19 protein-coding genes and 1 pseudogene are annotated in these 21711 nt (G+C 65.3%); 9 read left to right on the top strand and 11 right to left on the bottom strand.

What is annotated here, in order from left to right; all coding sequences use genetic code 11:
- Positions 1 to 123: 123 nt before the first annotated feature.
- Positions 124 to 798: an ankyrin repeat domain-containing protein gene (locus MAA8898_RS21160; protein ID WP_094023024.1), complete on the bottom strand. Its 675-nt coding sequence runs from the start codon at positions 796 to 798 to the stop codon at positions 124 to 126.
- A 146-nt stretch (positions 799 to 944) separates the two neighbouring features.
- Here MAA8898_RS21160 and MAA8898_RS27340 point away from each other — a divergent pair.
- Positions 945 to 1238 (top strand): annotated as a pseudogene (locus MAA8898_RS27340) (transposase); the annotation flags it as partial.
- A 354-nt stretch (positions 1239 to 1592) separates the two neighbouring features.
- The gene (locus MAA8898_RS27335) at positions 1593 to 1796 is read left to right on the top strand and encodes a hypothetical protein (RefSeq protein WP_370738636.1); all 204 of its coding nucleotides are present in this window, start codon (positions 1593 to 1595) and stop codon (positions 1794 to 1796) included.
- 147 nt (positions 1797 to 1943) lie between these two features.
- Here the strand turns inward: MAA8898_RS27335 and MAA8898_RS21145 are convergent, their stop codons facing one another.
- Genes MAA8898_RS21145 through MAA8898_RS21110 form a run of 8 tightly spaced genes read right to left on the bottom strand, consistent with a single transcriptional unit; the run spans position 1944 to position 10977 of the window.
- A complete protein-coding gene (locus MAA8898_RS21145) occupies positions 1944 to 2846 on the bottom strand; it encodes an FAD:protein FMN transferase (RefSeq protein WP_094023022.1) in 903 nt (300 codons plus the stop codon).
- 9 nt (positions 2847 to 2855) lie between these two features.
- Complete coding sequence (locus MAA8898_RS21140; RefSeq protein WP_176445265.1) at positions 2856 to 3404, bottom strand: nitrous oxide reductase accessory protein NosL; 549 nt, start codon at positions 3402 to 3404, stop codon at positions 2856 to 2858.
- Positions 3401 to 4222: an ABC transporter permease gene (locus MAA8898_RS21135; protein ID WP_094023021.1), complete on the bottom strand. Its 822-nt coding sequence runs from the start codon at positions 4220 to 4222 to the stop codon at positions 3401 to 3403. Before MAA8898_RS21135 ends, MAA8898_RS21140 begins: the two co-directional genes overlap by 4 nt.
- The gene (locus MAA8898_RS21130; protein WP_094023029.1) at positions 4219 to 5106 is read right to left on the bottom strand and encodes an ABC transporter ATP-binding protein; all 888 of its coding nucleotides are present in this window, start codon (positions 5104 to 5106) and stop codon (positions 4219 to 4221) included. The genes MAA8898_RS21135 and MAA8898_RS21130 overlap by 4 nt, the downstream gene beginning before the upstream one ends.
- Positions 5081 to 6427, bottom strand: a complete 1347-nt coding sequence (locus MAA8898_RS21125; RefSeq protein ID WP_094023020.1) for a nitrous oxide reductase family maturation protein NosD — start codon at positions 6425 to 6427, stop codon at positions 5081 to 5083. Before MAA8898_RS21125 ends, MAA8898_RS21130 begins: the two co-directional genes overlap by 26 nt.
- Before the next feature lie 2 nt (positions 6428 to 6429).
- On the bottom strand, positions 6430 to 8373 hold the full coding sequence (gene nosZ, locus MAA8898_RS21120) for a TAT-dependent nitrous-oxide reductase (RefSeq protein ID WP_094023019.1): 1944 nt from the start codon (positions 8371 to 8373) through the stop codon (positions 6430 to 6432).
- Between the two features lies 1 nt (position 8374).
- A complete protein-coding gene (locus MAA8898_RS21115) occupies positions 8375 to 10552 on the bottom strand; it encodes a NosR/NirI family protein (RefSeq protein ID WP_094023018.1) in 2178 nt (725 codons plus the stop codon).
- On the bottom strand, positions 10552 to 10977 hold the full coding sequence (locus MAA8898_RS21110; RefSeq protein WP_141194910.1) for a DUF2946 family protein: 426 nt from the start codon (positions 10975 to 10977) through the stop codon (positions 10552 to 10554). The genes MAA8898_RS21115 and MAA8898_RS21110 overlap by 1 nt, the downstream gene beginning before the upstream one ends.
- 200 nt (positions 10978 to 11177) lie before the next feature.
- On the opposite strand from MAA8898_RS21110, the gene MAA8898_RS21105 reads away from it, so the two are divergent.
- The 3 genes from MAA8898_RS21105 to MAA8898_RS26410 all read left to right on the top strand — a co-directional run bounded on the left by MAA8898_RS21105 (position 11178) and on the right by MAA8898_RS26410 (position 12282).
- Positions 11178 to 11618 carry an RrF2 family transcriptional regulator gene (locus tag MAA8898_RS21105; protein WP_094023016.1) on the top strand — a complete coding sequence of 147 codons (441 nt, stop codon included), beginning with the start codon at positions 11178 to 11180 and terminating at the stop codon, positions 11616 to 11618.
- Between the two features lie 301 nt (positions 11619 to 11919).
- Entirely contained in the window at positions 11920 to 12057 is a 138-nt protein-coding gene (locus tag MAA8898_RS26415) for a hypothetical protein (RefSeq protein ID WP_176445264.1), read from the top strand.
- A complete protein-coding gene (locus MAA8898_RS26410) occupies positions 12058 to 12282 on the top strand; it encodes a hypothetical protein (protein WP_176445263.1) in 225 nt (74 codons plus the stop codon).
- A gap of 11 nt (positions 12283 to 12293) precedes the next feature.
- On the opposite strand, the gene MAA8898_RS21100 is transcribed toward MAA8898_RS26410, so the two are convergent.
- Positions 12294 to 17255: a RecQ family ATP-dependent DNA helicase gene (locus MAA8898_RS21100; RefSeq protein ID WP_217900526.1), complete on the bottom strand. Its 4962-nt coding sequence runs from the start codon at positions 17253 to 17255 to the stop codon at positions 12294 to 12296.
- 777 nt (positions 17256 to 18032) lie between these two features.
- Here MAA8898_RS21100 and MAA8898_RS21095 point away from each other — a divergent pair.
- Positions 18033 to 18749 carry a Crp/Fnr family transcriptional regulator gene (locus MAA8898_RS21095; RefSeq protein WP_094023015.1) on the top strand — a complete coding sequence of 239 codons (717 nt, stop codon included), beginning with the start codon at positions 18033 to 18035 and terminating at the stop codon, positions 18747 to 18749.
- Positions 18750 to 18764: 15 nt separating this feature from the next.
- On the opposite strand, the gene MAA8898_RS21090 is transcribed toward MAA8898_RS21095, so the two are convergent.
- Entirely contained in the window at positions 18765 to 18995 is a 231-nt protein-coding gene (locus tag MAA8898_RS21090; RefSeq protein ID WP_370738635.1) for a DUF1858 domain-containing protein, read from the bottom strand.
- Between the two features lie 103 nt (positions 18996 to 19098).
- Here MAA8898_RS21090 and MAA8898_RS21085 point away from each other — a divergent pair, with 103 nt between their 5' ends.
- Genes MAA8898_RS21085 through MAA8898_RS21075 form a run of 3 tightly spaced genes read left to right on the top strand, consistent with a single transcriptional unit; the run spans position 19099 to position 21709 of the window.
- Complete coding sequence (locus MAA8898_RS21085; RefSeq protein ID WP_094023013.1) at positions 19099 to 19551, top strand: c-type cytochrome; 453 nt, start codon at positions 19099 to 19101, stop codon at positions 19549 to 19551.
- Positions 19552 to 19563: 12 nt separating this feature from the next.
- Positions 19564 to 20913 carry a cbb3-type cytochrome c oxidase subunit I gene (locus MAA8898_RS21080; protein ID WP_094023012.1) on the top strand — a complete coding sequence of 450 codons (1350 nt, stop codon included), beginning with the start codon at positions 19564 to 19566 and terminating at the stop codon, positions 20911 to 20913.
- A gap of 1 nt (position 20914) precedes the next feature.
- Positions 20915 to 21709 (top strand): CbbQ/NirQ/NorQ/GpvN family protein, encoded by a 795-nt coding sequence (locus MAA8898_RS21075; RefSeq protein WP_094023011.1) that lies wholly within the window; start codon positions 20915 to 20917, stop codon positions 21707 to 21709.
- Positions 21710 to 21711 lie beyond the last annotated feature (2 nt).

Raw genomic sequence — 21711 nt, 5'->3', positions numbered from 1 at the left:
GAGCGACAACACGCTCCCGAATGTCCATTGATAGCGATTTGCCCATGATCCACCTCCACACATGGTGAATCACAGAATCAGACCCGTGGGAATCCACTCGGTTCAGATTTCAAGGACGCCGCGCTAGTTCGGTCGGCGAAGCCGCTCTGCCATCTCCTTGAACCCCCGCGCCTCGGCGTGCCGAAGCGGCGTGACGCCATCGCGGTCGGCCAGCGACCGGTCAGCCCCTGCGGACAGGAGTGCATCGAGCACGGCCAGGTGATCCGGACCGCCGTCGCCCAAAACCACCGCCTCCATCACGGCAGTCCAATGCAGGTTGTTGACGTGATCGAGCGGCGCCCCCGCCGCGATCAGCCGCCGCACCACCTCGGCATGGCCAAGGTGCGCCGCGGCGATCAGCGCGGTGCCATCGTAGGGGCTGGTGACAAGCCCCGGATCGTTGCCCAGGTCGATGGCGAGCGACATCAGTTCGGGATCGTCCGCCACCGCGGCAATCGTCACGGCATCGTAGGCCCGATGTTCCAGCGCATTCATGTCGGCACCGGCCTCGGCCAGCGCCCGAAGCGCGTCATCCTCGGAGGCGAAGGCGGCCACGTGCACCGGTGTGCGGCCCCTTGAATCGCGGGCATCGACGTCGGCGCCTTCGGCGACCAGCTGCTCGATCATGGCGACATCGCCCTCATGCGCGGCACGGAAAAGGCCGTCATAGGCCGCGACTTCGCGTGCCGACGGAGCGGTTTGCGCCCAGACCGGGCTGGCAAACCCGACGAGTAGGGCAATCAGGGGGAAGTGGCGCATGGGTCTGCCTTTCTTGTGGCGTTCACGATGAAGGGTCCGCGCCCGAAACGCGGGCTCCAGAATGCCTTATTCGGCGGCGATCGCATCCAGACCGACACGGGCGCAATCTGCGTCGGTCGGCCCCCGACGGTGCACCACCAACGCCAATGCCAGCCACCAGCGCCCCACCGAACCGGATCGGCAGGCCGCCGGTTTGTTGGACAGGAAGAAAACATCGTGACGCCGACGCAGACCAGCAGATGAAGAGACGAACCTTCGGCAAGGAGTTCAAGATCGAGGCCGTGAGGCTGGTGACCGGGCGCGGCGTGGCCGTGGTCGAGGCCAGTCGGAAGCTCGATGTCGCCGAGAGCGTCATGAGACGCTGGATCACCACGGCTTTCTCCGGCAGTGGCCTACAGCGCGCAAACCCGGCCGAGATCGCGGCCCTGAAGGAGGTCGCCAAGCTCAAGGCGGGGCGTGACGTACCGAGCAGGACGGCGGCCTTATTGGCGCGGGAGTCGACAGGACGTTCGCTATCGTGCACTGTCCGGCCGGGCATTGCGCAGCAATGTCCCGAGAGGTGCCAGCGGGCGCCGTCCGAGGCGGGCAATTGGATCCACCAAGGCAGCCCTATACCTGTCGATCCGATACACCGAGCGGCTGGCAAAGGCCGGGACCGACACCTCGGGCGGCAGCGTCGGCGACAGCCACGGCAACGCCCTGGCAGAACGCATCATCGGGCTCTTCAAGACCGAGGCGATCAAGGTCCTCGGCCCTTGGAAATCGGCCGGCCAGGTCGAATGGGAGACCTTGAAATGGGTCGACTGGTACAACACCGGCACCGACACAGCGCCATCGGCTACGTCGCGTCGAACGAAGCAGAGGAGGATTTCCACAAAAATTCAAGCGCCGCAGAAAAACCCGCCCAGTCGTCGAACCAACATCTCTCCGGTAAACTTGGGGCGGTTCAGAACGCCTTTGCATGCGCATTTGCGGACGTCGTCATGTTCTGGGAATGATCTCTGACGTGAGCCAAGCCCGAAAGACGGAGAGAGGCCAAAGGCGACGCATGCCCGGGTGCGGCGCCATTGGCATCGTCGTTCGCTGACAGTCCCGCCATGTGGGTGGCGGGGCTGCCGCACGGCGGTCTCGCTGGTTGTGCCGCGTCAGACCAGCCGGCAGTCGCGCAGCTGCCCGACGACCTTTGTGGCCTCCGCCTCGTCCAGCAGGCAAAGCCCGGTCGAAAGCCCGTCGGCGAGGGCCGCGGTCGGCGCGGTTACGGACACGGTCCGCCCGGACACCCGCGCCGGCAGGCCGGTCCTGGGGTCCAGGATGTGACCGACCGTTCCCTGCTGGTCGAAGGATGTCCCAAGCGCCGCCGAGGTCGCCAGGGCACGGTCGCGCAGCCCGACCGCGCGCGTGTTCTCGATGCTCACCGGCCATGCACCGCCATCCTGCATCCCGCCCAGGGCGCGGAATTCCCCCGTGTCGATCAGGATCCGGTCAAGCCCCTGCATTTGCAGCAGCTTCGCGACGCGGTCGGCGACATAGCCCTGTGCGATGCCGTTCAGAGTGAGGGCCATGCCCGGCCGCGCGAACCCGATCCTTGACGGCATGACCTCGACCCCCGACCAGCCGACCAGGCGCCGCGCTTCGGCCAGCATCTCGGCGGTCGGCGCATGACCTGCTGCATGAGCCGTGGCATAGGCGTCCCAGAGCGGCTGCACCGTCGGATCGAAGGCACCCCCGGTGGCGGCATGGACAACCCCCGCCACCCCCAGGCATTCCACCAATTCGAACGGCGGCGCGTCGAGCGCCCCGTCACGGTTCAGCCGCATCAGGGCCGATCCGGTGCGATAGAGGCTGAAGATATCTTCGAGACGGTCGATTTCCTTTTGCACCCCGGCGACGATGCGCGCCGCGTCGGGATGGGACAGGGTGATCGACGCGTGCGCGCCCAGCGCAACGCCGGTCCAGTGCCTGGCCGGTGCGCCAAGGGCTGGACCGCCTGCCAAGACGGCAGCAGAGGCAGAGATCGCGATGAAACGGCGGCGGGAAAGGGTCGGCATCCTGTGCTCCTAGTCGATGACCGCCCCTTCGGGCGGGATGAAATTGCCCTCGGCGTCAAGCTCGAACTCGACCGGGGTCAGAACCGTGTCGTCGGGGACGGCAGCCAGGGACAGGATCTCGCCGCCATTGTCAGCGACAAAGGCCTCGGCGGCGCTGCGGTCGGCGAAGGGGACCAGTTCAGGCGCGCCCATGCCGCCGTTGATGCTGGCCCCGACGACGAACACGGCACTTTCCGCCGCGATCCAGTTGTCGGCGCCCGGGCTTTGCCAGCTGGGCGCGACGCCCATGTCGCTGACGTAGATCGCGGCGATGGCGTGGCTCTGTTCCGGCATGCGCTGGTAGGCGATGGCATCGCGCACCTGGCTGAAGAACAGCGGATCGGGCAACCCGTCCAGGTGGACCTGCGCCTTGGGGCCGGGATGCTCCAGCAGGTCCATCTGGCAATAGTGGCCCACGGCCTCGGCCGTCATCGACACCGGAAGCGGCCGTTCGGCCACCTCCTTCTTGCAGGCACCCAGGGCCAGCGCGAGTAGCGCAAGAACGATCAGACGGGTCATGGCCGCACCCGCCGGAACGCGAGGATGGCCAGCGCGAAACCGCCCGCCACCCACAGGATCAGCGAGGACAGCGCCCAATACGGCGGAATGGTTTCCGCCGCCCCCGCGACCCCGGCGGCGGCTCCCGCCGCCTCGGACGCCGCGAGGTTGTAGAGCCGGAAGGCGTCGGCCGGATTGGCCAGCAGCAGCCAGGGAAAGACCTGCGTCGTGAACACACCGCCGCTGTCGGCGACCACGGCCGCCAGCAGGCCCAGGTCATAGAGCACGACGCAGACCAGCCAGAGGCCGATGGCCGCGCCCGCCGCCGATCCCGGCCGCCGCGCCAGCGCCGAGACGGCGTAGCCGACGCCAAGGAAGGCCGCGCCCAGCAGCAGCGAGGTCAGCAGCAGCCGCGCCAGGGCCGGAAGCCCCGCCGCCGCGCCGGGATCAAAGGCAAAGGCGGCGCCTGCGGCCACGCCGTAGCCCACCACGATGGCAAGCCCCAGCACCGCCAGGTGGGCCAGGAACTTGCCCGCGAGGATCTCGCTCCGGCTGACCGGGTAGGTCAGGATCAGCGACAGGGTGCCGCGCTCGATCTCTCCCGCGACCGCGTCGAAGGACATCAGCAGCGCCAGCAGCGGCACCAGGTAGACGGCAAGCGAGGTCAGGCTTGCCACCGTGACCGACAGCCTGTCCGCCCCGACCTGCCCGGTGGGCGCGCTGCCCGCCGCCGACAGCACAAGCGCGAACAGCGCCATCATCACGACCGCGATCGCGACCCAGCGGTTGCGCAGGGCGATGCGCATCTCGGCGCCTGCGCCGGCCATCACGCGTGTCATTGTCCGGCCCTCCGGCTGAAATGGGTGTATAGGTCCTCGAGGCTGGGCGGGATCACCTCGACATCGTCAATCATCGCGCCAAGGCCGGCGATCTGGCCAAGGCGGGCCAGCTTGTCGCCATGCGCGCAGGTCAGGTCCACCCGGACGCCGTTCACCCGCGTCCCGGCCAGCCGCTCGGCCACGTCCCCCACCGTATCTGGCCGCGCGGCGACCTGGATGTGGATCGGCAGCCCGGCCTCGCGGCGCAGGCTGGCCAGCGTGTCGTTGGCGACGAGCCGACCCTTCGACAGGATGGCGATGCGGTCGGTGCGGGCCTCGACCTCGGTCAGGGCGTGCGAGGACAGCAGGATCGCCGCACCCTCGCGCGCCAGGTCGTCGAGGATGGCGTAGAAGTCGCGCCGCGACACGGGGTCGAGCCCGCTTGTCGGTTCGTCCAGCACCATCAGCCGCGGACGGCCGATCAGCGCCTGCGCCAGTCCCACGCGCTGGCGCATCCCCTTGGAGTAGGTGCCGATCCGGCGGTCGGCGGCATGGTCCAGCCCGACCCGTTCGAGCAGGCCGCCCGCCTTGGCCGCCGGTTCGCCGCGCAGGCGCAGGTACAGCGCGATCTGTTCGCGTCCGGTGAGCGCGGGGTGAAAGGCCGCGTTCTCGGGCAGATAGGCGGCGGCTTCGCGCGCGGCGCGGCTGCCCGGGGCTGCCTCCGCCACGCGGACCTCGCCCGAGGTCGCGGCGATCAGGCCCAGCACGATCTTCATCAAGGTCGACTTGCCCGCCCCGTTGTGGCCCAGCAGCGCCACGCGCTCGCCTTCAGCCACCGAAAGGCTGACATCCTTCAGCGCCTCGACGGCGCCGAATGTCCTAGTGACCCGAGAGCAGGTCAGCATCGCTCATCTCCTGTCTGTCCTGTCTGGCGGCGGCCCGGGCCCGGGCCTCGGCTTCCATCGCCGCGATGTTCGCCGGCACCGCGATCTGCGGCGCCACCATCAGCGGCGCGCTGTCGAGCACCCCGCCGGGCAGTGTCGCAGGAAAGGCGGCCTGGCTCCAGCGGACAAGCTGCACGGCGGGCGATCCCAGCAGCAGCTTGGCCGAGGGTTGCGACCACAGGATGTGGTCCATCAGGTCGTTCGGCCGGAACACGCCATCGGCGATGCCGTCGCCATCAAGGTCGAAGGCCGGATGGTCCGACCAGAAATTGCCGCGGCCCTCCGCGCTCCACTCCATGTGGCGCGTGCCGACGTATTTGACCTGGGTCCGGTTGCCGATGAAGGCATTGCCGGTGATCTGGTTGCGTTCGGACCCGGCGGTGAAATGGATGCCGATCTCGCATCCCTCGAAACGGTTGCCCTCGATCCGGTTCTTGTGGGCGTTGTAGATGAAGGTGCATTTCTCATGCGTGCCACCGCGCACGAGGTTTCCCGTGATCGTCGCGTTGTTGGCGTAGTTCAGCATGATGCCATGCGTGCGGTCGCCCAGCGACAGGTTGTCCCGCACCTCGATGCGGTTCGAGAACATCAGCGCAAAGCCCAGCGTGTTGCCCACCGAGACGTTGCCGATGACCTGGGAATTGTTGGTGTACATGTAGTGGACGGCAAACCGCAGGTCGCGGAAGGTGTTGTTGCGAAAGATGTTGTCCTTGGACGCATTGGCAAAGATGCCGTCGCGGCCCCAGATCACGTCGTTGCCCTCGACCAGGGTGCCGGGCGCGTTCCAGACATAGATGCCGTTGCCACGGTCGTTGACCCGCCGGTCCCGGCGGCCTTCGACCAGGTTGCCGCGCACGATGCTGTCGCGTGCGCCGTGGACGGTGATGCCATGCAGGTTGCCGGTCAGATGGTTGCCCTCGACCAACGCGTTGGTCGCCGTACGGGCCAGCTTGACGCCCGAGTCGATCTCGGCCCCGTCATTGCCGGACCCGAGGATCTGCAGCCCGCGGACAACCGCGCCATCGCCCGTCACGGTCACCACGCTGCCGGTGCCGTCGCCTTGCAGGACGGCGCCGGGCCGTCCTTCCAGCGTCAGGGGCATGTCTAGCGATACCGGGCCCTGGTGCAGGCCCGGCATCAGGATGAGCACGTCGCCGGGGCTGGCCCCGGCGACGGCGGATTTCAGCGCGCCCGGCACGGGATCGACCGTCACGGTTTCCGCGGCCGCCCCGGTGCACAGGACGACAGCGACGATCGACAAGAGGTGCCGGACGCGCGACATGCTCAGGCGCCCTGCGGTTCGACAAACATGCGGCCGCGCATCTCCATGTGGAGCGCGTGGCAGAACCACTGGCAGTAGTACCAGTAGACGCCCGGCTGCGCCGCCGTGAAGGTCACGGACGCGGTCTGCTGTGGCCCGACCTCCATCGCGACGCCGTGGTTGCCCATGGTGAAGCCGTGGGTCAGGTCGTCGATGTCGTCCATGTTGGTGACATAGACCGTCACCTCGTCGCCCTGCTTGACGGTGAACTTCTCCATGCTGAACTGCGGCGCGACGGAGGACATGTAGACCCGCACCTTGTTGCCGTCGCGGATCACCTCGTCGTGGCCCCAGTCAAGGTCCACACCATCCGCGGCGGCCTGCTGCCGCGCGTCTTCCCACGACGGGTCCTCGCGGTCCCAGACGTGTACCGGATTGACCTTCGAACGATGCACGAGGATCGAGTCGTGCGGTTCGGCAAAGGTCGGACCGTCGTGAAGCAGGGTCAGGTTGTCACCCTCGATGAGGAAGAGCTGCTCGTTCTCGGGCTTGAGCGGACCGACGTTGAGGAAGCGATCCTTCGAGAACTTGTTCATCGAGATGTAGTATTTCGCCGATGCGTCCAGCGTTTCGCCTTCGGCGGTCGAGTTGTGGCCCGGCTGGTAATGCACGTCCGTCTTGGAGATGATCGGATCCGCGCTTTCGCCGGCGTAGGCCTTGATCGCGTTGTCGATGTTCCATTTCACGACCTGGCTGTCGAGGAACAGGGTGGTGAAGGCATTGCCCTGCCCGTCAAAGCAGGTGTGCAGCGGTCCGAGGCCCAGTTCGGGTTCGGCCACCACGCAGGAACGCGGCTCTGCGCCGTCGTAGAACACGGCGTCCAGCTTGCGCACGTCGATCACGCTGACCGTCGGCGACAGCTTGCCCCCGATGCACAGGTGCACCTTGTCCGGCGCCATGTTGCAGCCATGCGGGTTGTTCGGGATCGGGATGTAGCGGACATAGTTCTTTTCCGCCCCCTTGCGCCCGTCAATCACCTTGACGCCGTTCAGTTCGATGAAATCGCCGGCTTCGATGCCCTTCTCGATCTCGGCGATGTTGTAGACCACCACGTGATCCATGTCCGCCGCCGTCATGTCGGCCAGCGTCATCCCCATTTCCGAGTTGTAAGAGGTCGAGAAGGCGTATTTGCCTTCGTAGTCCGCATCGGTGTTGTCGAGGTTGCCGGTCACCATGACCTGCCAGGCGATGGTCATGTCGTCGGCGTTGATGGCGGTGTAGAAGTTCACGTATTTCGACGGATCGTCGAGGATCTGACCGTCGTTGACCATCGGCGCCTCATCCTCGCCATTGGCAAAGACGTAGTTGGTGCGCGGCCATTTCTGCGGGCGCAGACCGTGGATGCCCTTGGCGTTGGGGATCTCGATGATCTTGTCGCATTTCATGACGTCGCAGCGCACCCGCGCGACGCGCGTGTTGGCCTTGTCGTTCATGAACAGGAAGCGGCCGTCGTACTTGCCCTCGGTAAAGGACATGTGGACGTGGTGCAGGTCGCCGTTGCGCGGGAATTCCAGCCCGTTGGCGGCAAGATAGGCCTTGGTTTTCTCGGTCAGGCCTTCGGTCAGGATCTTCTTGGATTCGTTGGTGATCCCCCAGCCGGTGGCCGAGCAGATGTTGAACACCGGCACGCGCATCAGTTCGCGCATCGACGGGACGCCGAGGATCCGCATCTCGCCGGTCTGGCCCGAGGACCAGAAGCCGTAGTATTCGTCCAGGTCGCCGGGGGCCACGTGACCATCGGCCGTGGCGGCCAGCGCCGGTTTGGCCGATCCCAGGAACGCGCCGCCCGCGACGCCCATCATCATGGCCGTGCCGGATACACCCAGCGTGCCCAGTGCGGCCCCGCCGGCCGTCGCGCCCAGCAGGCCGCGGCGGCTGATGCCGCCTTTCCCCATTTCGTCAGACATTTCAGGTCTCCTTTCTGTTGGGGTGATTGGTCAGAACCCTGTCGAGCGCCGCGGCACCGGCCGAGGCTGTGGCGCGGCGTTTCTCGCGGCGCTGGACGACAGGGCATTTCGTTTTCGACCGGTAGAGCACCTGGCAGTTGAGGCAGTTCAGGCACTCGTTGGGATTGATTTCCCCGGTCGGATGGATCGCCTGGACCATGCAGTCGTTGGCGCAGGTCTGGCAGGGATTGCCGCATTCCCGGTATCGCTTGAGCCAGTCGAACATCCGGATGCGCGCCGGGATGGCCAGGGCCGCGCCAAGCGGGCACAGGTAGCGGCAGTAGAACCGTTCGATGAACAGGCCGACGAACAGCAGGACGCCGACATACAGGACAAAGGGCCACGCACGGTCGAACTTGAGGACGATCGCGGTCTTGAAGGGCTCGATCTCGGCCAGTTGTTCGGCCTGGTCGATCGACGCCAGCGAGACGCCGAACAGACCCAGGAACAGGATGTACTTGAGCGGCCACAGCCGTTCATGCAGACCCCAGGGCAGGTGCCACTGCGGGATGTGGAACAGCTTGGCGATCCGGTTGGTCAGTTCCTGCAGCGCGCCGAACGGGCAGAGCCAGCCGCAGTAGGCACCACGTCCCCAGAAGATCAGCGCGGCGGCGACCGAGAACCACAGGATGAAGGTCAGCGGATCCAGCAGGAACGCCTCCCACGTGAAATCGGTGACCAGGGAGTGCGCCAGCGCCATCAGGTTCACGACAGAAAGCTGCGCGTTCGCGTACCATCCCAGAAAGACCAGCGTCACCGTCAGAAAGCCCATGCGGAACCACAGCGTCGCCTTGGCCGAGCGGGTCACGAAGTCCTGAAAGAAGAACACGATCGTGAGGAGACCCAGCATCGCGGCAAGGACGCCGATCTCGACCTTCTTGTCCCGCCAGATGCGCTGCCAGAGCGCTGTCTTGGCGGCGGCCTCGTCCGTTTCGGCCAGCAGGGCGGCGGCGGGCGCGGCTTGCGGTGCGATCTCGGTCAGGAACGCCGCGGGCGGCTGCCAGCCCATCTCGAAGGTCGTGTAGACGCGTTCGATGGCACCGACGTCGCGCTGCACCAGCAGTTGAAGGCGGAAGGGCTGTGTCGGATCGAAGCCGACATCGGCCGGAATGCGGAACATGTCCATTTCCGACAGCGAGGGCGCACCCTCGGCGGCAATTGCGCCGACGCGGCGATGCTCGCGGTCGCGGAAGCGGACAGAGATGTCGCCCTGGATCAGCTGAATGCGGTCAAAGATGCCGCCGCGGACATAGCCCGATCCCTTGAACGAATATTGCCCCCGCCCCGCGACAAGCAGCGCTTGTTCGCCTTCGGCCAGCCAGTCGCGCAGGTTCTGCGCCTCGCCGGGCTCCAGCAGCGCATCGGTGATACCGGGAATCGACACCAGCGTGGCGTAGAGGTCGATGAAGGTCTCGTCCTCTGGGCCGCTGATCGGACGCTGGGCCGCGCGGGGGTCCTCGACCTGTTCAAAGGCGCGGTTGACCTGGCCGACATCCAGCGACAGCCGCCGTACGGTGCCATCCCCGACAAGGGTGTGCCAGTCGTCGGCCGCCGTGGCGCCCGCGTTGATCTCGAACCGCGGGCCTTCGGGCGCCGCTTCGACGACCAGCCCGCCCAGGCCCAGCGCGCGGGCGACCCGGATCGAAGACCGCACGACGGAATCGTCGATCACCATGATCGTGACAGTGGCGCCGGAGATGATGTTCAGATCGTGCGCCGCGCCGCCCTGCGCGGCTTCGGCCGCGATGTCGAGGCCGGCATAGGAGGCGGTCAACGCCTTGACCTTCGCTTCGGGGATGCCGATCAGGACGATCGGTTCGGAATGCTTGACCAGCGTCACCGACTGCAGGACGGCGTCCGGCCCGATGGCGACCATGACATGAATGGGTTTGCCGGAATACCCGGTGGTGCCGACGAAATCCGACGTGACAAAGGCCCATCCGACGGTTTCGCTGCCGCGCAGGATCGGCGCAACCGGCAGGTCGGCACGGATCGGGCCAAAACCATCGGCCCCTTCGACAAGATCGGCTGCTGCCAGCTCGCCGATGAACTGGTTGAGGATCGGCGTCTGCGCCGCTGCCGGTGCGGCGACAAGGGTCAGCAGGATCAGGACACGGGAAACGAAACGGAACAGGGACATCATGATTCTTTCTCGAACGGGGGTCCGCGCGGGACAGGGCGACGTCCACGTTCATAGGCAAGGACCGTCGATTTCAGCGGCGGGCAGACAAGGGCCGAAGATTCCGCGGGCAGGCATTGTCCTGTCGCCGCGGGCGCCAGGAAGGGGGTGGCCAGGGTCGGGCAGCAGGCACACAGGCACGCGCAGTCGCCGTCGTCGGGCATCTTGACCGGATTGCCCTGATGGTCGAGCATGACCGACACCGGCCCGTCGCTGGAACAGATGACCATTTCGATGCCAGAGACAGCCAAGCCCGCCTGGGCGCGGCCATCGACGGCGACGCCGGTCGCCATGGCCACAGCCGCCAGAATCGCCAGAACACGGGCGATGCAGACCCCGAAGGACCACAGCCGTTCCAGCGGTTTATGGCAACCGATTCTAGGCATTCCGTTCTTTCGACATTTGGATCATCTGAAATCACCCTTTTCTGGCTGCCTTGTTGCACTTGGCGCGGACCGGCACATTGATTGAGATCAAGAGCGCCATGCAGAATTGGTGGTTAACTCGCCCCGTTCGCCGGTGCGGCCGCGGGAACGGGGTCCGGCGCGGGTGACGCGGTGTATTGACATGACCGGGGGGGCGGACGGTGCGGCTGACGAAGTTCACGGACTATGCGCTGCGCCTCCTGCTGCTCGCGGCCAGCAAACAGGGGCGGAACGTGACCATCGAAGAGGCGGCCGCGCTTTACGGCATCTCGGCGCCTCATCTCAAGAAGGTGGTCCGAACCTTGTGCGACGCGGGGTTTCTTGCCGCCCAGCGCGGCCCGCAGGGTGGGTTCCGGCTCAACGCGCCACCCGATGAAATCAACCTGGGCCAGGTCATCAGGGTGACCGAACCGGATTTTTCCCTGGTCGAGTGCTACCGCCAGGACAACGCGTGCGTCATCACGCAATCATGCGCCTTGCCCAGGGTCTTTGACCAAGCCCTGGCCGCGATGTTAGGCATTTTTGACAGCTACTGCCTCGCCGATCTGGTCGTCGATGACGCCACGTTCCGGGCGCTGATGCCGGATTCGAACTCCGCTTAGCTTGGGCGTTGTTGCCGCCCTCTGTTCGCGCAGACGTCACATCGGGATTCCAGTCGGCTGACCGGGTCGGATGAGCAAACAGGCACCCCCGGTATCGCTGTGTGGACGGGACCGGCCCATGAGCCAGATCGCAGGGCAGAAACCCGGATAACGGTTGAGGGCGCGTTCGGCAGAACACCCCGGCAGCAGCCTGCCAAGCCATGTCATGCCATAGCCGAGCGAAATATGCCTTTTCGCTACAAAGTCGCGCTTCCCCCAGAGGTGAACGTGATCTGGGCGCGGGTTTTCCGTGGTCAACCGCATGCTCTTGCCCAAGGCGTTTCGGACCAGCGTCGAAGAGAATTGCAGGCACCTGCGCCAACATGCACAGGGCTGGGACGTGTCGTGCCAGCGGCAGGCGCAGATCCGGGGGCCGGACGCCGCCGCGCTGGTGCATTGAATGGCCCTACGCATCATCGGCCAGGCGCGGGTGGGCGACGGGCTCTACGTTCCGATGATCGCGCCGAGTCATGGCAGCCGTTCCAGCCGGTGTCCGGGCATAGCCGCGACGGCAAGACGCGCGGGCGCGGTTTCAGCCCTGCCCCGTTTCGCCGGCGACCGTCGCGGGATCCTGTCCAGCCCGAACGGCCGCACCCAAAGGGAAGCAGTCGTCAACACCGATTGAGATTAATCGACTCACCGTGCAGTGATCTCAGGCAGGACAATTTCCCAGGCGTCCTGGCGCAGCTTGGACCGATGGTCCTCGCCGCTTTCGTGGGCAAAGCGCGTGACGATCGCGCCGATCTGAGCGGATAATCCCACATTGCCCTTGGGTGGGGTCCAGCCGGACTTCATCGCACCGATCCTGCGCCCCTTCGTATCGGTTATCCACCATCGCCCAGCATCGCTGTACAGGGTGACGGCATCGCCGGTCCGGGCCTCGGCGATGGCGCGGGCGATCGCGGAATTCGCCGCTTGCCGTCCCCCCCAGTCGATGAAGACTTCGGACAGGCTGGGCATCCGGTACTCGGTCGTCAGCACGGACCCCATCACGTCCCCTGGCGGGGCATGTCGCCGCAGGATGTTGTCTCCGCCTGCGGGAACGAAGGGATGCGTGCCTTGGGTCAGCACCGCCAGGCTGCGGCGGGCACGGGTCATGGCCACGTAGAACAGGCGGCGGGGGGCGTCGACATCCTCGCCCTTGGATGGCCGGTCCCAGCCGCCGTCAAGGATCACGATATCGTCGAACTCCAGCCCCTTTGCGCGATGCGCCGTCATCAGCAGCAGGCCGTGCTGCTCCCCCCGCGCGTCATGCGACCATTCCCCGAACCATTCGACGAGGTCGGGCACGGCAACCCCACCCATGCCGACCTCCTGCGCCAAGGCCGCGACACCTTCGGCCAGCAGGTTCGACCAACGGTTGGCTGGCAGGCCGTTCACGATGTCCAGCAGGTCGCCCACGTTGAACAGCCGCGCGCGATCCGCGCTCAGCTCTCCGATGAATTGCCGCATCTCGCGCATCCGCCAGAGACTGGGGATTTCCTCGTTGGCCATCTCGACCGGGATGCCTTGGGCTTCGGCATAGGCACGCACCGGGGTCAGCTGCCGCCAGTTGCGGGCGATGATCGCCGTGCGGGCCCAGTTCCAGCCGGGGCACAATGTCGCCAGCCGTTGCAGTTCCGTCACCGCCGCGACGGCCTGGGCAACGTCACCGGGCGGACAGTGCAGCAACTGCACGCGGCCTTGGCCAACCGGGTCGATGCCCGCCATTTCCCCGCCCGGGGCGGCAGCCGCCCGTTTTCGGTCCACGGTGATGGGATGGCCGGTCTTCATGCGGTCCGACGCGCCGGCAATCACCGTGTTCGATGCTTCGACGATGTGCCGGGTCGAGCGGTAGTTCTCTACCAGGTACTCGGGCTTGGCGCGGTAATCCTGTTCGAACTGCCGGATGTAGCGAATCGAGGCCCCGGCAAAGGCATAGATGTTCTGATCATCGTCGCCGACGGCAAAAAGGCTCAGCCGCGCATCTTCGTCTTCGACCGAACGCCCCGCCACGGCGGCGATCAGCGCATATTCCTCCGGACCGATGTCCTGGTATTCGTCCACGAGGATCCAGCGGTAGCCCTGGATCAGGGTTTCGCGCTGCGCCTCGGCCTCGGCCTTTGCCAGGCCCTCGCCGTTCAATTGCCGGACGGCTTCGCGAACGATGCCGTCGAAATCCTGGCTCCCGGCGCGTTCCCCTGCAAAGCTCGCCCCGACCAGCCGCATCGCAAGCGCGTGGCAGGTCGATACAGTGACCCCCAGCGCGTCGTCGCCGACCAGGTGGCGCAAACGGGCGCGGATCTCGACCGCTGCGTGGCGATTGTAACTCATGACGAGGATGCTGCGAGGGTCCTCGCGGCGCACCCGGATCAGGTAGGCGATGCGATGGACCAACACCCGGGTTTTTCCCGACCCCGGTCCCGCCAGCACCAGCACATTGGTCGCGTCGCGATCGTCCGCGACGATTTTCTGTTGCACCGGGTTGTCCAGCGCCTCGACCACCGCGGCCCAGGATTTTCCCGTCGTCTGGCGCTTGACCTCGGTCGTGCGTCCCTTCATCCAGCGACCCATGAAGGCCTCCTGGTCGAGGGTGAAATAATCTTGCGTCAGGGCCTCGGCCTTCTGCATGGAGATCAGGCCCGTCTCGGCGTAGGCCGCCATGACATGCGTCTGCACCGTCTGCTCGGCGTAATGGTCCTCCAGCGGCGCGAAATCCTTGACCAGGAAACGCCCCTTGCCGGGGGCAAGCGCCACCGTCATGGCCGGGCGAAAGACCGTCATCCCCTTGCCCAGCGTGACCACCTCCTGTTCGTGCAGCCACATCAGGGCGCGATCCATCAGGCGGGTCATCTCCTTGACCCGATCGCGCAGAAAGGCATCGCCGTTCAGGCTGGCCAAGAGATCGCCAAGCGTGGTTTCGACCTGCAGGTCCTTGCCGCGCTGTCCCTTGTCCAGGCGCCCCAGCAGATGGGTCAACAGCGCCTCTCCCGCCTGTCGGCGGAGATCGGCAGAGTGCTCCAAGACGTCCCAGGACCGGTTCAGGGCCACCGAAAGGCTGTTGCGCGCCCTCTTGTGCAGGCGAATGTTGCCCTTGCCGCCATCCAGATCCCGGCCATCGCGCGTCATGCCGCGCAACAGCTTTTCCACGATATCGGGACGCACCTGCGCATGTCCCTTGTCGCGCAGCTGCTGGCATGCGGGTTGCAGGTTCAAGGGCTGTGCCGTGCCGTCCTCGGCATCGGGCACAAGCTCGCGCATCAGGGCGACCAGATCGGTCTCCAGAGCCGCCGCCTGCGACAACCGCGCCCGGGAATCCTCCGAGAACCCGGAATGCACGAACACCGTCACGGCCGTGTCGTTCCGCGCGATCCCCAGCGTTTCCAGGTCCGCCAGCGCCCTTGTCAGCTGCCCGCCGGTCAATCCGCTGGCGCCGGTGAGATCATCGGTGGAAATCCCCTCGTCGGGCGGAGCGTTCACAAGGTGGCGCACCACGTCCATCAACTGCCTGCGACGCGTGTCGGTGAGGTCTTTCGCCTTTGCCAGCAGCGTGTTTGCCTCATCGAGGCTGCGCACCCGCAACGACGACGGGAAGACCTGGACACGGTTCTCTTCGCGGCGCAGCAGGTTTGCCTCTTCGAGCCAGGACAGCGCCGTCTTGACGCGCGTGTCGTCCGTCTCCTCTTCGCGCTGAAATTCGCGATCCAGCTCGGACCGCACGATCTCGCCCGAGGTTGCGACGACCACGCCGGTATTGCGGGTCTTGGCGTCGATCCGGCGCACCGCCTTCAGGATCGCCGCGATCTCGTGGCGCGCCAGCCGCGACCGCGCCGACATCTTGAACTGGCGTTCGACGTCATCGCCCGAGAACAGCAACACGCAGGTCGCCGGATCGCGATCCCGACCGGCTCGACCGGCCTCCTGAAGGTAATTCTCCAGCGAACCGGGGATATCGCCATGGACCACGAGCCGGATGTCCGGCTTGTCGATCCCCATGCCAAAGGCATTGGTTGCCGCAATCACCCGCAGCTCGCCGATGCGGAACCGCTCCTGGATCGTCTTCTTTTCGTCGGGTTTGAGCCCGGCATGGTAATGCGCCGCAGACAGGCCCTGCTGTTGCAGGAAATGCGCCACGTCCTCGGTCGCTTTCCGCGTCGCACAGTAGACCACCGCGCCGGACACGCCCTGCTCGGGAAGCCGCTCTTCGATGACCGACAGGATATCGCCCAGCTTTGTCCGCTTGCCCGTGGCGCGCACCTCGAAGCTGAGGTTGGTCCGCGCGGCACCACCGTCCAGCAACAGAAGCTCCGCCCCCAGCCGTTGCCGGAAGTGATCGCGGATGTCGCGCACCACCTCGGGCTTGGCGGTCGCGGTCAGGCAAATGACCGGGGCGGGTTCCGCGTCGCCCGCCGTCTCCTTGATGAAGCGCGAGACGTAGCGATAGTCGGGCCGGAAATCGTGGCCCCATTTTGACACGCAATGCGCCTCGTCCAACACCCAAAGCCCGATTTCGCGCTGCTTCAACACCGAACGCACCGAAACACTGCGCAATTGTTCCGGCGAGATCAGCAGCATCGCCGCCTCGCCCAAGCGCACCCGCTCCAGCGCCTCCTGGCGTTCGGGCACCGACAGCATCCCGTTGACTGTCACCGCCGAGGATATTCCCGCCCGCTCCATCCCCGCGACCTGATCGGCCATCAGCGCCACGAGCGGCGAGATGACGACCGTCAGCGCGCCGGTCCGGTCGAACTTTGCCAGTGCGGGGACCTGGTAGCAGACGGATTTCCCGGTGCCGGTCGGCAGGATGCCCAACAGGCTCTGCCCCCGCATCCCTTCGTCGACGATACGCTCCTGCAAGGGGCGGCCGTGCGCGTCTACTGGCGCGGGGCGGTACGCGTCGAAGCCGAACCAGCGCGACAACGCCTTGTTTGGATCGCCCTTTTCCCGGCACCACGCGCAACCGGGTGCGTCGCAGTTCGTGTCGCGCAGCCGTTTCACCATCCGCGCCGCATCAGGGAACTGCATCCTAACCCAAGGCGGCATGACAGAGTCGCCCCCCGCGACCGAGATCCAGGCCAGGGCATAGGCCAGCGGCCAGCCGGCCCCCGGCGTACCGATCTGCTCGACCAATCGGGCCACCGCCGCTCCGCAGGCCTCGTCCTTCAACAAGCCCCGCAAGACCTGTTGCGCCTCGGCCATCTGCGGCGCCGGCTTGCCCCGCACCGCACGGAACACCGCATCGAACCCGCCGTTGCCTTCGCCGCGAGTCGTCAGGAAATGGTAGGCAGCCAGCAGATCCGCCTGCCCTTCGGCCATCTTGCGGAAGGAATCGAGCTGGTTCTCCAGGACGTCGAAAACCAGCCGCGCATCCGCTTCGGGATTGTTCACGTGCCCCGACTGCAGGCGTCCGTCGTGATAATGTTTCACCAGCCGGTGGTAGGGATTGCGTGGAAAGGCCAGCGGGTTGAGCCAGAGCGTATCAATCGGTGCCTGCGCCAGTTCCGCGAGGCGAGGCCGCGCCGCCGCCAAATGCGGGAGGTCGTGGCGCAGGATGTTGTGGCCGATGATATGCGCCGCGTCAGCAAGCGCCGCCTCCAGCCGGTCGAGCGCGGCCGCCATGTCGCCGTTGCGGCAGCGATTTGACCGATCATCGTCCTTCCGGACTGCCGCCAGGTCAAACACCCTAGCCGTCCTGGGATCGACTTCCAGGTCAATCGACAGGCAGGAGCGAAGGAAACCGGACCACGACGCCAGATCGCCCGAAAGGCTTTCGGGCTCAGTCTCAGGCCGCGCCTTCGACAGCGAATTCAACAATGAGCGTAACAGGGCTGCTCCACGACGGTGGCAAAATCATACATTATATCAGGACTTTCCCCAATCATCGTCAAGATCCGCGCGCCCTCATCCGGTCAAAACACTTCGTCCGTGTCCCACCCGGCACGGTGCATCTCAGGCCGAACACGCCATGCCTTGCGCTCTTTCACGGGCTGATCTGCGATTGCCAAGGGGACCGCGCGTCCGTCTTGAAACACGCCTGGCAGTGCTCTCTTGTCGAGCGTTGTCCGGAGAATCATGTCCTTCCTCGCCTCGACAGTATCAATGCACTGGTTTCAGGAGCCCGAGCCTTGCGCGGACGCACGCTCCGTTTCACGACAAATCGTGCCGGCCTATGCTCCGGTTCCGCGGTCATGCTTTCGCCGCGCCACTTCACCGCCCTGCCACGATATCGGCGGGCCTCGCCGGGGGACAGCACCTCTTGATGCCGGTCCAATTGACTTGGGACTGTGCTGGCAGGCCGGGACAAGATGATGCTGCCCCCTTTGGAGATTGTTCCGATGGCTCAACGCTGGGTTCGAGGAACTGGTACGGCGCCCACGGATGTGGCACAGGATTTTCATGAACCAGGAAGCCTCCAACAAGACACTGCCGCGGCTGGACGAAAGCCTGCTGTCTCACCTGCCGCCGTTTTCGCGGCTGGACCGGCGTCAGATCCGCTCGGTTCTGGATCTGGCCAGTTCACGGCGGTACCACGCGGGGACGCACATCTTCAACGAAGGCGATCCGGCGGACCGGTTCTTCATGTTGCTGGATGGTTATGTCCGCGTCATGCGCGTCACCGCCACCGGAGAGCAGGTCACCGTGTTGCACATTCCGTGCGGCCAGCTTTTGGGGATCGCCCGGGCGCTGGGACGCGACACCTATCCGGCAACAGCGGTGACGGCGGCCGAATCCATCGCGCTCAGCTGGCCCACACGGCTGTGGGACAGTTTCGTGGCGGACTACGATGGGTTTGCCACCGAAACCTACAAGACCGTCGGTTTCCGGGTTGGCGAGATGAACAACCGGATCGTCGAAATGGCGACACAACAGGTCGAACAGCGGGTGGCGAACGCGTTGCTGCGGCTGGCCAACCAGGCCGGGCGCAAGGTCGAGGACGGCATCGAGATCAACTTTCCGATCACCCGCCAGGACCTGTCGGAACTGACGGCCACCACGCTGCATACGGTCAGCCGCCTTCTCAGCGGATGGGAAAAGCAGGGATTGGTGCAAAGCAGGCGCAAGCGCATCACGGTCTGTGATCCGCATGCGCTGGTCGTTCTCAGTCAGGCCTGACACACGCCCCCTAACTCACGGCTTTTCATTGATCGCCTCGCGAAGCTCGGCGACAAAGGCATTCACGTCGAGGTGATACTCGGCGCAGGCGTCCGTGATCGTGTGAAACGGCGCGATCAGGCATCCCACGCAGAGCATCCCGTGGCGCATGAACACCGCCGCCGTCGCGGGCCAGCGGACCATGAGGTCCGACAGGGGCAGCTTGGGATCGTCAAACCGTGGTCCGCGCATGGCAAATCCTTTCATGGGTATGATCCATACCGTTCCGGCCCGAACGTTGTTCTGGCGCAAATTTCCGCATTCGGCGCCGCGCTATGCGTGGACGACCTGAATGACAAGGAGGCCGGACATGGCTGAATTCCTAACCAAGTCACGGGCGCGCAACGTTTTCTACGGAGGGTCGATCTTTTTCGTGGTCGTCTTCATCGCGTTGACCGTGCAAAGCCACAACTACGTGGTGACGACATCGACGGCCGGCATGCCTCTTTCCGAAGAGGTGGTTCTGGGCAAACACGTGTGGGAGCGGCATTCCTGCATCAACTGCCATTCGCTGCACGGCGAAGGCGCGTATTTCGCCCCCGAGGTCGGCAACGTCATGACCCGCTGGGGTGTGCTGGACGACCCCGAAGGCGCCTACGAAGTGCTGGATGGCTGGATGAACGCACAGCCTTCGGGCATCGAGGGCCGCCGCCAGATGCCGTACTTCGAACTCACCGAAGAAGAGATGCGCGGGCTGGCGGAATTCCTGCGCTGGGCCGATCAGACCGACACGCAGGGCTGGCCGCCCAACGATGCCGGCTAAGGAGAAAAAACCATGAAGTACAAATCACAAAAGGTGGCGCAAGCCTACTTCATCTGCGCAATGGCCCTGTTCGGCATTCAGGTGCTGGGGGGATTGCTGGCGGGCTGGGTCTATATCTCGCCCAACTTCCTGTCGGAGCTTCTGCCGTTCAACATCATTCGCATGATCCATACCAACGCGCTGATCGTCTGGCTGCTGCTGGGCTTCTTCGGGGCGGCCTATTTCCTGATCCCGGAAGAGTCGGAACGTGAGATCTATTCGGTCAAACTGGCCTATCTTCAGTTGATCATCCTGATGGTCGGCACGCTTGGCGCGGTCGGATCGTATCTTGTCGGCATCCACGGCGGGCGCGAGTTCCTGGAACAGCCCCTGTGGGTCAAGTTCGGCATCCTTGTCGCCGCGCTGATCTTCCTGTTCAATATTTCGATGACCGTTCTTGCGGGCAAGAAAACCGCCATCACAAACGTGCTGCTGATGGGGCTGTGGCTGTTGTCGCTGCTCTGGATCTTTGCCTTCATCAACCCGGACAACCTGTCGCTGGACAAGATGTACTGGTGGTTCGTCGTTCACCTGTGGGTCGAGGCGACCTGGGAACTGGTCATGGCGTCGATCCTGGCCTTCCTGTTGCTCAAGCTGACCGGCGTGGACCGCGAAGTGGTCGAGAAATGGCTGTATGTCATTGTCGCCACGGCGCTTTTCTCGGGCATCCTTGGCACCGGGCACCATTTCTACTGGATCGGTCTGCCGGGCTACTGGCAGTGGGTCGGCTCGATCTTCTCGACTTTCGAGGTGATCCCCTTCTTCCTGATGATGAGCTTTGCCTTTGTCATGGTCTGGAAAGGCCGCAAGAACCACCCCAACAAGGCTGCCCTGCTGTGGTCGCTGGGGGCCAGCACGGTTGCCTTCTTCGGCGCCGGTGTCTGGGGGTTCCTGCACACGCTGCACGGGGTCAACTTCTACAGCCACGGCACGCAGATCACCGCCGCCCACGGGCACCTGTCCTTTTACGGGGCTTACGTGGCGCTGAACCTGGCGATGTTCACCTACGCGATGCCGATGCTGCGCAACCGCGAGCCCTATAACCAGGTGCTCAACATGGCATCGTTCTGGCTGATGACCGGCGGGATGGCCTTCATGACCTTTGTGCTGACCTTTGCCGGCACCATCCAGACGCATATGCAACGCGTCGTGGGGGACTATTACATGGACGTCCAGGACGGCCTGACGCTGTTCTACATAATGCGCTTTGGGGCGGGTGCCGCTGTCGTCGTCGGTGCGCTGCTGTTCATCTATTCGCTGCTGGTGGTGCGCAAGCGCGAGATCATCACCCCCGGCGCGGCCAACCCCGCTCTTGGAGGCTGAGATGAACATGCACGTCAATCCCACCCTGCCGTTCTACCAGCCGACAGCGCAGGAATGCGCGCTGTTCGAGACGGCCTATGACCACGGTTTGCCCCTTCTTCTGAAGGGGCCGACCGGCTGCGGCAAGACCCGCTTTGTCGAACACATGGCGGCGCGACTGGGCAAGCCGCTGTACACCGTGGCCTGCCATGACGACCTGTCGGCCGCCGACCTGATCGGACGCTACCTGCTGAAGGGCGGCGAAACGGTCTGGGTGGACGGGCCGTTGACCCGCGCGGTGCGCGAGGGCGGCATCTGCTACCTCGATGAGGTCGTGGAGGCCCGCAAGGACGTGACCGTGGTGCTGCACCCACTCACCGACACGCGGCGTACCCTCATGATCGACCGCACCGGAGAGGAACTGGTGGCGCCCAAAGGCTTCATGCTGGTGGCCTCCTACAACCCGGGCTACCAGAACGTGCTGAAACGGCTGAAGCCGTCGACGCGCCAGCGGTTCCTGTCGATTGCCTTCGATTTTCCGGCGGAAGAGGCCGAAATCGCGGTCGTGGCGCGCGAAAGCGGGCTGGAACCGGGGCGCGTCGCCCCTCTGGTCCGGCTTGCCGGGCGTATCCGGAAGCTGTCCGGCATGGATCTGGAGGAAGGCGTCTCGACCCGCCTGCTGATCTACGCCGCCACCCTGATGGCGGGGGGCATGGGCGTCGACCAGGCGCTGGAAGCCGCCATCGTGCAGCCTCTCAGCGACGAGCCCGACGTGGGCGTTGCACTGCGTGACCTTATCGCGACAATCTACGGATGATA

It is taken from the genome of Antarctobacter aquimaris, from assembly GCF_900184945.1.
In the GTDB taxonomy this organism is placed as follows: domain Bacteria; phylum Pseudomonadota; class Alphaproteobacteria; order Rhodobacterales; family Rhodobacteraceae; genus Maliponia; species Maliponia aquimaris.
Note: the sequence above shows the minus strand (reverse complement) of the source record. Positions and strands in the feature narration are given on the sequence as shown.